The sequence below is a fragment of the Geobacillus genomosp. 3 genome, from assembly GCF_000445995.2.
GTDB lineage: Bacteria > Bacillota > Bacilli > Bacillales > Anoxybacillaceae > Geobacillus.
Genome location: NC_022080.4, coordinates 3118319 through 3133125 on the forward strand (window position 1 = coordinate 3118319; position 14807 = coordinate 3133125).

The window sequence follows — 14807 nt, forward strand, 5'->3', positions numbered from 1 at the left end:
GACAATCCATTTGGTTGATAACCTTTAAAGACGTAAATATAAGAAAGGGAGGATGCGTATGAAAGTTTTGGTCATTGGCGCCAACGGAAAAGTAGGCCAACAAGTGGTGAGCATGCTTCATGCGCATGAGCGGCACACCGTTCGTGCGATGGTTCGAAAACAAGAGCAATTGGCGGCTTTTCAGAAAAAAGGAATTGAAGCGGTGCTCGCTGATCTTGAAGGTACTGTCGATGAAATTGCCGAAGCAGCCAAAGGCTGTGACGCGATCGTATTCTCCGCCGGTTCAGGTGGACACACAGGGGCGGATAAGACATTGCTTGTCGATTTAGACGGTGCCGTAAAAGCGATGGAAGCTGCAGAAAAAGTCGGAATTAAACGATTTGTCATGGTGAGCTCATTCCAGGCCCACAACCGTGAGAACTGGCCAGAAAACCTCAAACCTTATTATGTCGCCAAACATTATGCTGACCGTATGTTAATGAATAGTGGTTTAAATTATACGATTATTCGTCCTGGATATCTTCTTAATGAAAAAGGCACAGGGTTGGTTGCTGTAGCAGAAAACTTAAATGTCGGGAGCATTCCACGTGAAGATGTAGCAAGAACAATCGTTCAATCTCTTGATGAACCAAATACGTATAAAAAAGCATTCGATTTAATGTCGGGGGATACAGAGATTGCTGAAGCATTGAAATCACTGTAATGAAGCATTCATCCGAAGGGAGAATTTAGAAACATGGCTTACAAATTTTATGCAATGGATTTTGCTTTTTATAACTCCATGGGCATTTATAGCTTTGAAGCTCGGTGTGAAATGCTAAAAGAGATCGGGTATGATGCGACCCATTTATCCGTCTGGCACGGAGAACGGTGGAGAGATGTAGAGAAGCTGAAAAACGTTAAGGAGAAATATGGACTGGATGTCGCTGGCGTGTACGTTGTGTTAGACCTTTCATTAGGTGAGGACCATCCAAGAAATACGGGTATTTTAAAAATGCTGGAGATCATGGAAGGATGCTCCACGGTCGAGCTGGCGATTCAATCTGTCGGACATCATATACGCCCTTCAGACCCTAAAGGGGACGACATCGCTGTGAAGTGGCTGGAAAAAGCACTGAAGATTGCGGAACGAAGAAACATTAATATCTTACTTTACACACACTTATCATTCTGGGTTGAACGTCATGAAGATGCAGTAAGACTTTGCAAGCGTCTCAATCATCCTAATCTCGGCATTGTATTTTGCGGCTACCATTGGTACGCAGTCGATGGAACAAACCTATTAGGTACGCTTAGAGCGGTATCCCCTTACTTAAAACAAGTAAACATTTCTGGCAGCCGCCGAGATCCTCACGGTTTTGGGGGAGTGGCGACAATCGAGCCTTTGGACTCCGGGGAGTTAGATAATTTTGCGTTACTTGGGCAGTTAAAAAAGATGGGGTATAATGGAATGATTGGTTACCAAGGTTGGAGTGAAGGAGGCGACGCTTACAGTAAGCTAAGCCGTTCACTCAAAGCGTTCCGTGATATGGAACGTAGACTTGAGGCACACCCGCATTGGGCGGATTTAAGATTAACTCCATAATCATTCCTTCATCCGCTCCTTTGATTGACTCGTTTAAAGGATACAGGTTGGCTAAATAATAATACCTGTCAAATAGATACGTATAAAAGAGTGAACCTTATGCGGCAAGAGTTCGGCATTCCACCGGACTCTTGCCGTATTTTGTTTATATTCGTTTTTCGTTATAGTTGGATAAAGATGAGATAAATAAGGGATACATAACAGATATCAGCTTCATCGAATTGAAGCTCCAATCATGCTTCTAATGATAAATTTTAGGTTCATCACCCAATTTTGTGATTTAGTGGCAAAAAAGAGAAAGCACTGACGAGATCCTGGCAATAATGTTAGCGGTGAAATAAACATTAGGGAGGTCTCGTAAGTGCTTTCTATATCACTAGGATTGCCAGAATTTAAAGTGATTAAACAAGAACTTCTTTCCTATGGTTATGCGATTCATGTAGAGAAAACAGAGACACAGGAACGTTGCCCTCATTGTGGGTTTGCCACTTCCTCTGTCCACGACAGACGGACAAGAAAAGTACGGGATTTGGCGATTTTCCATCAACCGGTGTACTTGTTCGTAAAGGTAAAGCGCTATCGGTGCTGGAATTGTTCCCAAGTGTTTTCCGCCTCTTTGGAATCGATTCCACCCAATCAACACTACACCAATCGATTTTGTGAGTACTTGCATGAACTTTGCGAAGGCTCCACCATTCAAGAGGTTAGCCGAAAGCACCGCATCCCATATACGACATTGGAACGCATTTATTACTCCATCGCATCGAAAAAAGCAAAAGAGCGCCAAACAGCAACGGAGGCATCTTTTCAGGAAGGGATGGTGCTTAGCTTAGATGAAATCGCGGTAAAAAAGGGACATCAGTATGAAACCGTATTTATGCAGTCATTTTCACTTCAGAACGTACTGAAGGTGATAACGGTTACGGTCAAATGGCAGAAAAAATGGTAGAGTTAACTTCCCAGCAACCAGGTTTTCTGGGGGCAGAAAGTGTTCGGGATGAATCTGGACTAGGAATTACTGTTTCTTATTGGAATTCATTGTTTTAACGCAGGAGACCCCCACTTCAACGAATGAAATGAGCAAGTGGGGGAGGAATGCGCCTTCCTCCCTCTAGAAATGTTGATATATCAAGGCTTTTCGGCCTCTCAGGGGTGCCGAAAAAATATTTTTCGACAAAATCCCTTACATCCTTTTTCAGTTTTGTGGATATCTTACAGACCTAGGGTGCGCTTCGCGGCCACGCCTGGATCCATTTTCCTGACGTGGGAGGAAGTGTATTCGATGCACCCTTGGATCTCCGCATCGCTGATGAGGACGAACCCTCCCATGTCTCCGGGCGTCTTTGCGCCAACATTCCCTCGTTCGGTCTCGTCATCAGGCGGAGGCCGGCCAAGCTCCTTTCGGGACTCGAGGTCGAATGGATGAGATCACGCCAGCTTCTCCGGTGTCATCCTGTTGTCCAACACTTCTTCCGTTCGTGGGGGGAGGCCTTAGGCCGCCCGGTGTGGAACATGGGACAAGACGTCCTGCCTCATTCGCTCCGCGTCAAACGCTTGTTTCTTCGTGCAAATCGCAAACAGCACATTCAACAGCTTTCGGCATAACGCGACGATGGACTGCTTTCCGGTCAGCGGGTTGACGGGCCGGGTCGTATAGTACTCATGCAGCTCGCGAAACGCCTCATTGTGCCGGATCAGCGGAATCACCGCCCGAAACAGCACCGATCGCAGCCGTTTCCGTCCCCGCTTCGAGATGTGCTTTTGCCCTTTGCGCTGGCCGGAGGAGTTCTCCTTGAGCGTCAGGCCCGCCAATTTCACCAATTGACGCGGGTCCCGATCGTGGGCAAAACTGCCGATCTCCGCCAGCAGATCGATGATCGTGGCATCTCCCAACCCGTCGACCGTTTTCAGCCATTGATACTCCATCGTTGTTTGAACCAATGCCTTCAACTCGGCGTCCAACGCTGCGATTTCGGCCTCGAACTGGCGGTATTGGCGGACGAGCGCGGCGATCTCAAACCGGGCCATCGTCGTCCCTTCCGTCACCCCAATCGAGCCCTTCGCGGCGTCGATCAACGCCTGAATTTTCGCTTTCTGCGGGCATTTCAGCCCTTCGCTTTGCCGGTACGCCTCCAGAAGCTCCTCGGCGGTCCGACCCGCCATATCGGCCGGAAGCGGCGTCCACTCCAGCACCGCCAGCGCTGTTTTCCCCAAGTCGCGAAACACGGTCCAAAACTCTGGAAAATACCGATCCGTCCAACGGATGATCGCGTTTTTCACCGCCGCCGGTTCCTTGCGGAGCTTCTCTTTGAGCGTGCTCCCGACGCGCAAATCCGCTTCGATCTCGTGCAGCAGCCGGGGGACGAGGAATCGCCCGTCTTTCGCCAGCCTGGCGATGACCAGGGCGTCTTTGGCGTCGTGTTTCGTCGGCAGGTTGTCATCGAGTTCTTTCGACCGGCACACATGCGCCGGGTTGACCATGACCAGCGGGATCCCGTTTTCCTCGAGGAAGTAGGCCAGGTTCAACCAGTAGTGCCCGGTCGGCTCCACGGCGACGATCACCTGTGCCTTCCCGAACGCTTTCCTCCCCTCCTGGATCGCTTCATACAGCTGTTGAAACCCCTCTTTCGACTGGAAGATCGGGAACGACTTGCGAAGCACGCGCCCCCGGTCATCCACGAAGCAGGCGTAGTGGGTTCGTTTCGCGATATCGATGCCCACGACCAATGTGTGTTCCGTGACTTGATTGATTTTCTGATTTTGTGTACAATTCATCTGAAGTCCTCCTTGGCATGATGGTAGATGGTTTGACACCCCTGCATCATACCAAGAGGGCTTTTTTTGATCAAGTCCCCGGAAAAGCTCCTAACGGGAATGCTCCTTTCTTTTGAGTAAAGCATATCACTAAATTATACCCGTGGTGCTAGTTGAGCGCTAAAGCTCAACTAGCACCACGGGTATATATATATTGTCAATATAAAATTTTCAAAAATCAGGAGTGTTGATTGTCCAAAATTATACATACGCCTTCCATAAATTTGGGCATACTCAAACAAAGCAGCGGCCATCCCGGATTTCCAATCGAGAGGAAGCTGCCCAGAGAAAAAACGGCGAACGAACGAAATGAAGGAAAGAGAGACGTTCGTCTGTTTTTTGGTTTGATCATACAGCCATCGCAGCAACACATACGCGATGAACGCCGCAAACAGTTGGTTGTATACCGCATTTTCCGTCGTGCCAAACAAGGTCGGGACATTCAGATATTGCTTCACCCAACGGAAAAAGACCTCAACAGTCCAACGTTGTTGGTACATGTCGGCAATGGTTTCCTCAGATGCATGGAAGAGGTTCGTCACGACCCGAATGTCGCGGCCATTCGCATCTCGAAAGATCACCACCCGGTGACGCTTGGTCGAGCGGCATTGTTTCGTCCCCAACTGGCACGTGAAGTCGGCTTGAACCGATGAGGATGTGCTGGAAAGGCGTTTCAAGCTTTTTTTCTGATGAAGTTCGATGTTGTCCTTCATCCGAATGACAAAGAGCTGATGCTGCTCCACAAATCGATCGAGGCGTTCGATTTTGAAATACGCCCGGTCTTCCACCAGCACTTGTTGAGCGTTCGTCAACTGTTCTCCCACCGGGCCATCATGACGCAGTCCGATGGGTTTCCACCACGTCTGCCGGCAACGAGGATTCCGGCGAATACGCGACGTGCAGCTTCACTCCGGCGCGTTCGCCGTGATACGGCGCCCATGGCAGGCGGTTTTTCCCGACCGTGACGGTCGTCGAATCCACCACCCGAAGCGGTTTGGGAAACCGAAGCGAACGGCGGGTTTGGCGGTTGCACTTGGACATGATCAACGCCAACAAGCGTTTCATGATGTCATAGGGAACTTCTTTCGCTTTCTTGGATACAGTTGAATAATGGAATCGCGGCAATCCATACAGAGGCCCCACATCGGCTCCGTGGCGAAAGCTTTTCCATTGATGCATGGCGGCCAGCAGGAAGAAGTGAATCAACTCGCGCAACGTAAAGGTTCGAGACGAATCACGATACCCAACCGCTTCGGCAATCAGTTGAATCTCTTCATCCGAAACAAGTTTTTGCATCAAATTCGGGAGTGTGGTATGCTTGTTCATAGAGAGCACCTCCTGGGTTTGTTTGTGTCGCTACTCACATTCTACAGGAAAGGTGCTCTTTTTTCTATACCCTTTGGATTTTATTGGATAATCAACACGCCTGATTGGATTTATTAAATTTACTTGGATCAACCCCTAGTATCTTCATATAATTTTCCGGTTCAGGAAATTCATGGTTAACCCAGATTAATCCCTCTTCTGAATTGTTGCCGCCTTTCAAACTATCGATTGGGAAGTAAACAGTAAGATCGGCTGAATCACCAAATTTTTCGCCTTTTGAGTTAATTACATCTCCGTATGAAGCAATAATGTTGTATCTATACCCTTTAGGTAGAACTAGATCATTTTCCCATGTACGACTAATAGGTTTGAAAGGTGCTGTAAGTCGCTTACCTTTCCCTTTCGTTTGACCATTCATTAAATGGTCTGCTGTCATGGCACTCGCTTTATTTGTTAACGCTTCAATTCCGGATGATGCTGCAACTAACGCCGCGGTACTACTTCCTACATATTTTAAGAATAAACGGCGGTCCATAAATTTATTAGCCCCTTTCAAAATTTTTAATGAATTGACAACTTGATTATATTAATCAAGAAAGAAAATGTTAATTAATCTAATGTAAATAATTGTTAAATAATTGAAAAGATTTTAAATATTTGTAGATTATGTTAATGAAACGATTCAGCGTTCAGAAAATGAGTGTAGCGATCACTTTCAAATTACAGATGATTCACCATTAAAAAAGGGTGATTCGTTTTGGGTTGAAAAGGGAAAATGAATATTTAGAAGACATAAGAGAGGTTGACAAAACGTACAAAATCAGCCCTATGGAGTTAACCGAGACTGGATAAAATGAATTACGAGTGAAGTGCTAGATAAAGAACATGAAGAAATTGCTGATAAAAAATATTAGAAATAAAATTCGATTAGTAGCTCTAACCAGCGGCACCTTTCAATAAAAAAATGCAACATCCTGCTTAAATGAATTTATCACAAGAGGAATTCCCTACATCACAAATTTATGAACTATAATTGAGATATAACGAGGCTGGCCCAAAAGTAAAGTGTCAGACCCCGCAACAAAATAGATGGGATACGCGTGAGCTCAGACACTTATGGGTCAGCCTCGTCTATTTTCCCCCGTGGTAGCGAACTATAGGACTGAAAAAGAAGTTATCTTCCTAAATTGGATACAACTGCAGGATTTGTATATCTAAAATTTTCCACTTAAAGAGAACATGTAAGAAAACGTTATTTAGATAACCGCTTCATGAGAGCCGCTTTTTCCGCTTCAAATCCCGGCTTGCCAAGCAAGGCAAACATATTTTTCTTGTAAGCTTCCACTCCCGGCTGATCAAACGGGTTCACGCCTAGTAAATGTCCGCTGATGCCGCAAGCCTTTTCGAAAAAGTATACCATTTCACCAAATGTATATTCATCCATTTCATCCAGTTCAACAATTAAGTTCGGTACTCCACCGTCTACATGGGCTAACAGCGTACCTTGGAAAGCTTTTTTGTTCACTTCATCCAATGTCTTGCCGGCCAGGAAGTTCAATCCATCGATATTTTCTGGATCTTCTTGGATCGTTAGCTCGATTTGCGGTTTTTTGACCTGCAGCACCGTTTCGATCAGATTACGGCGGCCTTCTTGAACATATTGCCCCATCGAATGCAAATCAGTTGTAAAGTCAACAGATGCAGGAAAGAGTCCTTTCTGATCTTTCCCTTCACTTTCGCCAAACAGCTGTTTCCACCACTCAGATACATAATGAAGGGATGGCTCATAGTTCACCAATAATTCGATCGCTTTTCCTTTACGATAGAGAATATTTCGCACAGCGGCATACTGATAACTCTCATTGGTTAAAAGATCAGGATTATTATATTTATGATATGCTGATGCTGCCCCTTCCATCATTCGGTCAATATTCAGTCCGGCTACGGCAATTGGCAACAGGCCGACTGCTGTCAGCACAGAATATCTCCCGCCTATGTCATCTGGAATAACGAAAGTTTCATATCCTTCTTGATCGGTGAGCTTTTTTAATGCTCCTTTTTCTCGATCGGTAGTCACATAAATCCGTTTTCTTGCTTCCTCTTTTCCATATTTTTTCTCCATGTAGTCGCGGAAAATACGGAAAGCAATGGCAGGCTCGGTCGTTGTTCCCGATTTGGAAATGACGTTGATAGAGAGATCTTTGCCTTCTAATACATCTAATAAATGAGAGATATAAGTGGAACTGATATTCTGACCGGCGAAATAAATTTGCGTCGTATCATTCATTTGGTTATGAAAAGTATGGGACAACGCTTCAATAGCTGCCCTTGCACCTAAATAAGACCCGCCGATGCCGATAACAACAAGAGCATCTGAATGATTTCGGATTCTTTCGGCAGCTTGTTTGATTCGACCAAATTCGTCTTTATCATAGCGGACCGGCCAATCCACCCAACCAAGAAAATCGGATCCCGGGCCTTTCTTTTCATGAAGCATATGATGAGCGACTTTGACAAATTCACTTAAATGCTCGAGCTCGCTCTCTTTCATAAATGGTAATGCATTGGAATAATCAAAAGAGACAGTCATATACCTTCTCCTTTCTTTGCAAAATTCACCATCGTTCTTCTGTGTAATTTATTATTTTCGATCTTGCATCTGAAAGTTTTTCGGTTAAGAACGTTTTATGGAGATGCTTCAAATACTTAAATTTATTTCTTCTCATTTTTTTCTACAGCATGTCCGCCGAATTCGTTGCGTAAAGCTGCTACTACTTTACCTGTAAATGTATCTGTTTCTAATGAACGATAACGCATCAATAAGGACATAGCGATGACAGGAGTGGCTGTTTGTAAATCTAAAGCTGTTTCGACTGTCCATTTTCCTTCACCGGAAGAATGCATAATTCCTTTGATTTCCTCTAATTTTGCATCTTTAGAAAAGGCGCGTTCTGTTAATTCCATAAGCCATGAACGAATAACCGAGCCGTTATTCCATACTCTTGCTACTTTTTCATAGTCATAATCGAATTCGCTTTTCTCTAATATTTCAAATCCTTCACCAATGGCAGCCATCATCCCGTATTCAATCCCATTGTGAACCATTTTTAAAAAGTGGCCGCTGCCTGCTTTTCCTGCATATAAATACCCATTTTCTACAGCCGTATCCCGGAAAAGAGGCTCGACAATGCTCCAAGCTTCAGGATCTCCTCCAACCATGTAGCATGCTCCGTTCCGAGCACCTTCCACCCCGCCAGAAGTCCCGGCATCCATAAAACGAATCCCAGCTTCTTTTAGCTCATTATAACGATGAATCGATTCCTTATAGTGAGAATTGCCGCCATCAATCACGATGTCTCCTTTGTTTAAAAATGGGGTAATCTCACGAATAACCGAATCAACAACATTGTGCGGAACCATGAGCCAAACAATTCTTGGATTTTCTAATGATAAAACGAGTTCCTCTAAGCTTGATACACCTTTAGCGCCGTATTTTTTTATTTCTTCAACCGCATTTGCATTTACATCGAACGCCACTACTTCATGTTTATGGTCAATGAGATTTTTACCTAAGTTTAATCCCATTTTCCCTAAACCGATTAACCCGACTTTCATGTTCATTGCCCTCCTCGAACTGATTTAACCTTTCGACATTATTCACATTTTATACGTATATATGCACAGCTAATCTATAGTTCCATTTAGAAATGATATTTTCTAATGATGAGAATGAAGTTCGACACGATCATTCGTAACTACCACCAATTGAATCCGTCCTCTTCCAGTAACCGATGAGAAGCCTCTGGCCCCATTGAACCTGAACGATACGAATGAAGGGGAAGGAGATTTCCCTCAAATGCCTCTAAAACAGGCTGTACCCACTTCCAAGAAAGTTCAACTTCTTTCCAATGAGCAAAGAAAGTCGAATCGCCTCGCAAAGCATCAAAAATTAACAATTCATAGGCTTCAGGTACATTTTTCTCATTAGTTGAAAAATGCATATGAATAGGCTCGATTTTTCCATTGTTTAATATATTTTTACTATTTAATTGCAACGTAACACCCTCATTCGGATTGATTTCAATCACTAAAAGATTAGGAACCGTTTCCTCATTTTTTGGCAAGTACCATTCCTTTAATGGATTTTTAAACTCAATCACAATACGAGTAGATTTTTCCTTCATTCTTTTCCCTGTACGGAGATAAAATGGCACCCCACTCCAAAACTCATCATCAATCCACAAGCGAGCCGCAACAAATGTATCTGTTGTTGAAGAAGCAGCAATTCCAGGCTCTTCTTTATATCCAACAACTGGTTTACCAAAGATTTCTCCAGGACCATATTGGCCGCGAACGACATGTAAACCTACTTCTTCTTTTTGTAATGGGCGAAGAGATTCGATGATTTTTCTTTTTTCGTCACGGATGTCTTTTGCGCTGATCCGTTTTGGCAGGTGCATGGCTGTCATCATCAACAATTGCAGCATATGATTTTGGAACATATCGCGAATGGCCCCTGCCTGGTCATAATACCCCGCTCTCTCTTCTACCCCAACCGTTTCACTAGCCGTAATTTGTACATTCGCTATATACTGATTGTTCCATAATGATTGAAACACAGGGTTGGCAAATTTTAAGGCTTCAAGATTTTGGACCATCGGCTTTCCAAGGTAATGGTCCACTCGATAAATTTCCTCTTCTTCAAAAGCTTGACTTAACTTTTCATTTAAATGTTGTGCCGATCTCCAATCGTGCCCAAACGGTTTTTCGATCATCAAACGTTTCCAACCTCTTGCCGATCCTAATCCGCTCTCCTTGATGTTTGAGGCAATCACATCAAAAAACTCTGGCGCAACAGATAAATAAAACATGCGGTTTTCAGGAATATTCAACTCTTTTTCACGCTGTTGAACGATTTCAAGCAGCTTTTTATACCCTTGTGCATTTGTTACATCTAAAGAAATATAACGAAACGCACGAAGGAATTCTTCCATTTTGGAACGGTCATTTGTCAAACGTCTAGAAAATGTTTTTAATGAATTTTCCACATGTGTTTGAAATTCGTCATCAGACAATCCACTTTTGCTTACGCCAATAATGGAAAACGAGTCAGGCATTTTTTGATCGAGAAATAAATGATATAATGCAGGAAAAATTTTTCTTTTCGCTAAATCCCCTGTTGCCCCAAACAAGACAAAGGTCATAGAATCCACTTTTGATTTCACCCCCATCTTTCCAAACAGAAAAACTCCAGATTTCTTCTTGTACTAAAAAAGTAGATAACAACTATTGAAAATACAAAATCCATCATTTTGGACTCTTTTTACGCCCTTCATCTTTTCCGATCGAGCTCTTGAGTACAAACGCGATAAAGAAAGATTATCTATGCAAGATAAAAAGATCAGAATTTCAATTAAATCCGATCTTTTTATCTCTCGTAAGAAAATGTAGTGATATTTGTCTTTTCTTCTATTGCTTAGAAGTTCACATTTAGGCCATAAAACGCGGCGATATATAATTTTTTCATTTCTTCTACAGATGTTTCACGCGGATTCGTGCTTGTGCATGGATCTTGCACGGCATTGGCTGTCATTTCATCCACGTGTGCATGGAACAACTCCCCGGATACCCCAATATTCTTGGAACGTATTTGGACCACGATTCATGTTGTCCCCTCCTATGCTTACGTTTTGTTTTACAGACGCTAGTATAATCCGTATAATCCTGTTTTAGAAGTACGCACTTTATTATCACGTAGTGATAAAAATATAATATAGTATAAAAAAGTATACTTATGGTTATAATCAGTACGGATATATGCTCAATGGAATGACTTCATGAAAAGTCCTTTATCTGTAAGAAGAAATAAATCCTAGATGTTATGGGTGGAAATGAAATGTTTTGTAAATACATGCATTATTGTCATATAGTGATAAAAAGTATACTATTGGTTTATAATAGAGATGGAGGTGGAATAAATGGGACATGTTTGTGGCAAAATGTATAACTGTGAAAAAGAATTGACACTTGCTGTTATTGGCGGTAAATGGAAAATGCTTATTTTATGGCATCTAGGAAAAGGTGGGACGAAGCGGTTTGGCGAGCTGAAGGCTCTCATGCCGGGGATCACCCAACGAATGCTTGTTAACCAGCTGCGAGAACTGGAAGCAGACCTTATTGTTGAACGCAAAGTCTATCCAGTTGTTCCTCCAAAAGTAGAATATTCACTTACTGAACATGGAAAAAGTCTAATGCCAATTCTCGATGCTATGTATGAGTGGGGTAAAAATTATATGGAGACGGTCGTGAAGGGCCAAGTAAAAATCAATGAATCTGCCAAATAAAAACACTCTTCTTAAAAATTCGAAAACGGCCTTCTCATCTTCCTTTATTTCAATATCGTTATGTTTGTAGAAAGAATGTGTGTTTATTGGAGCGCTAAATCTTATAGAGGAATATAGTCATCAAAAATCGGGCAGCATCTTTATAAATGGTCTGCTGCCCGTTTTTTTACGTATATACATTGATGACTCTCCTCGCTTAATTCTTTATATTCCCTTTTAGTATACTTTTTTACACTATGTTACATGAAAGTGTGTACTTGTTAAAGCGAATGATGTGCTTAATAATATCAAATATCATGGTTATTAATAACATGAATGGTGTAAAATTTTTTAGACTGATGACAAAGAAAGGAGGAGGCTTATGAAACTAAGAGTTTCAGCCGTTCAATATCATCTCCATACCATAAATTCTTTTGAAGAATTTGCTAATCAAGTGGAGCATTATATTAAAACAGCTCAAGAATTTGATGCAGATTTTGTTTTATTCCCAGAATTTTTTACTACTCAGCTCATGTCCATTGGCAATGAACAAGGACAGCCTTTGACGATTCAAGAGCTTCCTGATTTTACTGAACAATATCGGTCTTTATTTATAGATTTAGCCAAGAAAACAAAGATGCATATTATTGGAGGAACACATGTCATCCGTAAAGGTGACCGATTATACAATGTGGCTCATTTGTTCTATCCAGATGGAAGAGTCGCAGAACAGGCAAAGCTCCATATTACTCCTACGGAAGTAAAAGAATGGAACATGTCGCCTGGCGATGGTCTACAAGTGTTCGAAACCGAAAAAGGAACCATTGCGATGTTGACGTGCTATGACATTGAATTTCCAGAAATTGTTCGCATAGCTAAAGCGAAAGGTGCGGATGTCATTTTCTGCCCTTCTTGCACGGATGATCGTCACGGATTCCATCGTGTTCGTTACACAAGCCATGCAAGAGCCATCGAAAATCAAGTTTATGTCGTCACGACGGGTACAGTAGGTTCCCTTCCGACGGTTGACTTTATGCGGGCGAATTTTGGGCAAGCAGCGGTGATTACACCAAACGATATTCCATTTCCTCCGCGCGGCATCTTAGTCGAAGGGGAAATCAATCATGATATGATTGTAACCGCTGATCTCGATTTAGAACTGTTATACCAGGTTCGCGAAAGCGGTTCCGTCACCACATGGCGTGACCGACGCACCGATCTCTATCCGGATTGGAAATAAGGTAAGACTAGCGCTCTTAAAGGAGCATTCCCGTTAGGAGCTTTTCCGGGGACTTGATCAAAAAAAGCCCTCTTGGTATGATGCAGGGGTGCCAAACAATACCTACCATCATGCCAAGGAGGACTTCAGATGAATTGTACACAAAATCAGAAAATCAATCAAGTCACGGAACACACATTGGTCGTGGGCATCGATATCGCGAAACGAACCCACTACGCCTGCTTCGTGGATGACCGGGGGCGCGTGCTTCGCAAGTCGTTCCCGATCTTCCAGTCGAAAGAGGGGTTTCAACAGCTGTATGAAGCGATTCAGGAGGGGAGGAAAGCGTTCGGGAAGTCACAGGTGATCGTCGCTGTGGAGCCGACCGGGCACTACTGGTTGAACCTGGCCTACTTCCTCGAGGAAAACGGGATCCCGCTGGTCATGGTCAACCCGGCGCATGTGTGCCGGTCGAAAGAACTCGATGACAACCTGCCGACGAAACACGACGCCAAAGACGCCCTGGTCATCGCCAGGCTGGCGAAAGACGGGCGATTCCTCGTCCCCCGGCTGCTGCACGAGATCGAAGCGGATTTGCGCGTCGGGAGCACGCTCAAAGAGAAGCTCCGGAAGGAACAGGCGGCGGTGAAAAACGCGATCATCCGTTGGACGGATCGGTATTTTCCAGAGTTTTGGACCGTGTTTCGCGACCTGGGGAAAACAGCGCTGGCGGTGCTGGAGTGGACGCCGCTTCCGGCCGATATGGCGGGTCGGACCGCCGAGGAGCTTCTGGAGGCGTACCGGCAAAGCGAAGGGCTGAAATGCCCGCAGAAAGCGAAAATTCAGGCGTTGATCGACGCCGCGAAGGGCTCGATTGGGGTGACGGAAGGGACGACGATGGCCCGGTTTGAGATCGCCGCGCTCGTCCGCCAATACCGCCAGTTCGAGGCCGAAATCGCAGCGTTGGACGCCGAGTTGAAGGCATTGGTTCAAACAACGATGGAGTATCAATGGCTGAAAACGGTCGACGGGTTGGGAGATGCCACGATCATCGATCTGCTGGCGGAGATCGGCAGTTTTGCCCACGATCGGGACCCGCGTCAATTGGTGAAATTGGCGGGCCTGACGCTCAAGGAGAACTCCTCCGGCCAGCGCAAAGGGCAAAAGCACATCTCGAAGCGGGGACGGAAACGGCTGCGATCGGTGCTGTTTCGGGCGGTGATTCCGCTGATCCGGCACAATGAGGCGTTTCGCGAGCTGCATGAGTACTATACGACCCGGCCCGTCAACCCGCTGACCGGAAAGCAGTCCATCGTCGCGTTATGCCGAAAGCTGTTGAATGTGCTGTTTGCGATTTGCACGAAGAAACAAGCGTTTGACGCGGAGCGAATGAGGCAGGACGTCTTGTCCCATGTTCCACACCGGGCGGCCTAAGGCCTCCCCCCACGAACGGAAGAAGTGTTGGACAACAGGATGACACCGGAGAAGCTGGCGTGATCTCATCCATTCGACCTCGAGTCCCGAAAGGAGCTTGGCCGGC

General features: G+C 44.6%; 10 protein-coding genes and 3 pseudogenes. 7 read left to right on the top strand and 6 right to left on the bottom strand.

The window, feature by feature from the left end:
- The first annotated feature begins 58 nt into the window (after positions 1 to 58).
- The 4 genes and pseudogenes from M493_RS15615 to M493_RS18900 all read left to right on the top strand — a co-directional run.
- Positions 59 to 703, top strand: coding sequence for an SDR family oxidoreductase (locus M493_RS15615; protein WP_020961349.1), 645 nt, complete (start codon positions 59 to 61; stop codon positions 701 to 703).
- 33 nt (positions 704 to 736) lie between these two features.
- Complete coding sequence (locus M493_RS15620) at positions 737 to 1585, top strand: sugar phosphate isomerase/epimerase family protein (RefSeq protein WP_020961350.1); 849 nt, start codon at positions 737 to 739, stop codon at positions 1583 to 1585.
- 361 nt (positions 1586 to 1946) lie between these two features.
- Positions 1947 to 2471, top strand: a pseudogene (locus M493_RS15625) (transposase family protein); the annotation flags it as partial.
- Positions 2459 to 2626: pseudogene (locus tag M493_RS18900) on the top strand (antibiotic biosynthesis monooxygenase family protein); the annotation flags it as partial. The pseudogenes M493_RS15625 and M493_RS18900, both read left to right, overlap by 13 nt.
- Positions 2627 to 3076: 450 nt before the next feature.
- On the opposite strand, the gene M493_RS15630 reads toward M493_RS18900, so the two are convergent.
- From M493_RS15630 to zwf, 6 genes and pseudogenes are all read right to left on the bottom strand, one after another.
- On the bottom strand, positions 3077 to 4360 hold the full coding sequence (locus M493_RS15630) for an IS110 family transposase (protein ID WP_020961352.1): 1284 nt from the start codon (positions 4358 to 4360) through the stop codon (positions 3077 to 3079).
- A 233-nt stretch (positions 4361 to 4593) separates the two neighbouring features.
- Positions 4594 to 5725, bottom strand: a pseudogene (locus M493_RS15635) (IS4 family transposase); the annotation flags it as partial.
- A gap of 91 nt (positions 5726 to 5816) precedes the next feature.
- Entirely contained in the window at positions 5817 to 6260 is a 444-nt protein-coding gene (locus M493_RS15640) for an alkaline phosphatase PhoX (protein ID WP_020961353.1), read from the bottom strand.
- Between the two features lie 717 nt (positions 6261 to 6977).
- The gene (locus M493_RS15645) at positions 6978 to 8315 is read right to left on the bottom strand and encodes a glucose-6-phosphate isomerase (protein WP_020961354.1); all 1338 of its coding nucleotides are present in this window, start codon (positions 8313 to 8315) and stop codon (positions 6978 to 6980) included.
- A gap of 122 nt (positions 8316 to 8437) precedes the next feature.
- Positions 8438 to 9340 carry a phosphogluconate dehydrogenase (NAD(+)-dependent, decarboxylating) gene (gene gnd, locus M493_RS15650; RefSeq protein WP_020961355.1) on the bottom strand — a complete coding sequence of 301 codons (903 nt, stop codon included), beginning with the start codon at positions 9338 to 9340 and terminating at the stop codon, positions 8438 to 8440.
- A gap of 140 nt (positions 9341 to 9480) precedes the next feature.
- Positions 9481 to 10938, bottom strand: a complete 1458-nt coding sequence (gene zwf / locus M493_RS15655; protein ID WP_041268026.1) for a glucose-6-phosphate dehydrogenase — start codon at positions 10936 to 10938, stop codon at positions 9481 to 9483.
- Positions 10939 to 11703: 765 nt separating this feature from the next.
- Here zwf and M493_RS15660 point away from each other — a divergent pair.
- From M493_RS15660 to M493_RS15670, 3 genes are all read left to right on the top strand, one after another.
- Positions 11704 to 12069, top strand: coding sequence for a winged helix-turn-helix transcriptional regulator (locus M493_RS15660; RefSeq protein WP_020961358.1), 366 nt, complete (start codon positions 11704 to 11706; stop codon positions 12067 to 12069).
- Between the two features lie 361 nt (positions 12070 to 12430).
- Positions 12431 to 13288, top strand: coding sequence for a carbon-nitrogen hydrolase family protein (locus tag M493_RS15665; protein WP_020961359.1), 858 nt, complete (start codon positions 12431 to 12433; stop codon positions 13286 to 13288).
- Between the two features lie 129 nt (positions 13289 to 13417).
- Positions 13418 to 14701 carry an IS110 family transposase gene (locus M493_RS15670; RefSeq protein ID WP_020961360.1) on the top strand — a complete coding sequence of 428 codons (1284 nt, stop codon included), beginning with the start codon at positions 13418 to 13420 and terminating at the stop codon, positions 14699 to 14701.
- The last annotated feature ends 106 nt before the right edge of the window (positions 14702 to 14807 follow it).

Bases quoted from the DNA above. Each gene is read 5' to 3' on its own strand.
- M493_RS15615 (WP_020961349.1), top strand. From the start codon at position 59: ATGAAAGTTTTGGTCATTGGCGCCAACGGAAAAGTAGGCCAACAAGTG.
- M493_RS15620 (WP_020961350.1), top strand. From the start codon at position 737: ATGGCTTACAAATTTTATGCAATGGATTTTGCTTTTTATAACTCCATG.
- M493_RS15630 (WP_020961352.1), bottom strand. From the start codon at position 4,360: ATGAATTGTACACAAAATCAGAAAATCAATCAAGTCACGGAACACACA.
- M493_RS15640 (WP_020961353.1), bottom strand. From the start codon at position 6,260: ATGGACCGCCGTTTATTCTTAAAATATGTAGGAAGTAGTACCGCGGCG.
- M493_RS15645 (WP_020961354.1), bottom strand. From the start codon at position 8,315: ATGACTGTCTCTTTTGATTATTCCAATGCATTACCATTTATGAAAGAG.
- gnd (WP_020961355.1), bottom strand. From the start codon at position 9,340: ATGAAAGTCGGGTTAATCGGTTTAGGGAAAATGGGATTAAACTTAGGT.
- M493_RS15660 (WP_020961358.1), top strand. From the start codon at position 11,704: ATGGGACATGTTTGTGGCAAAATGTATAACTGTGAAAAAGAATTGACA.
- M493_RS15665 (WP_020961359.1), top strand. From the start codon at position 12,431: ATGAAACTAAGAGTTTCAGCCGTTCAATATCATCTCCATACCATAAAT.
- M493_RS15670 (WP_020961360.1), top strand. From the start codon at position 13,418: ATGAATTGTACACAAAATCAGAAAATCAATCAAGTCACGGAACACACA.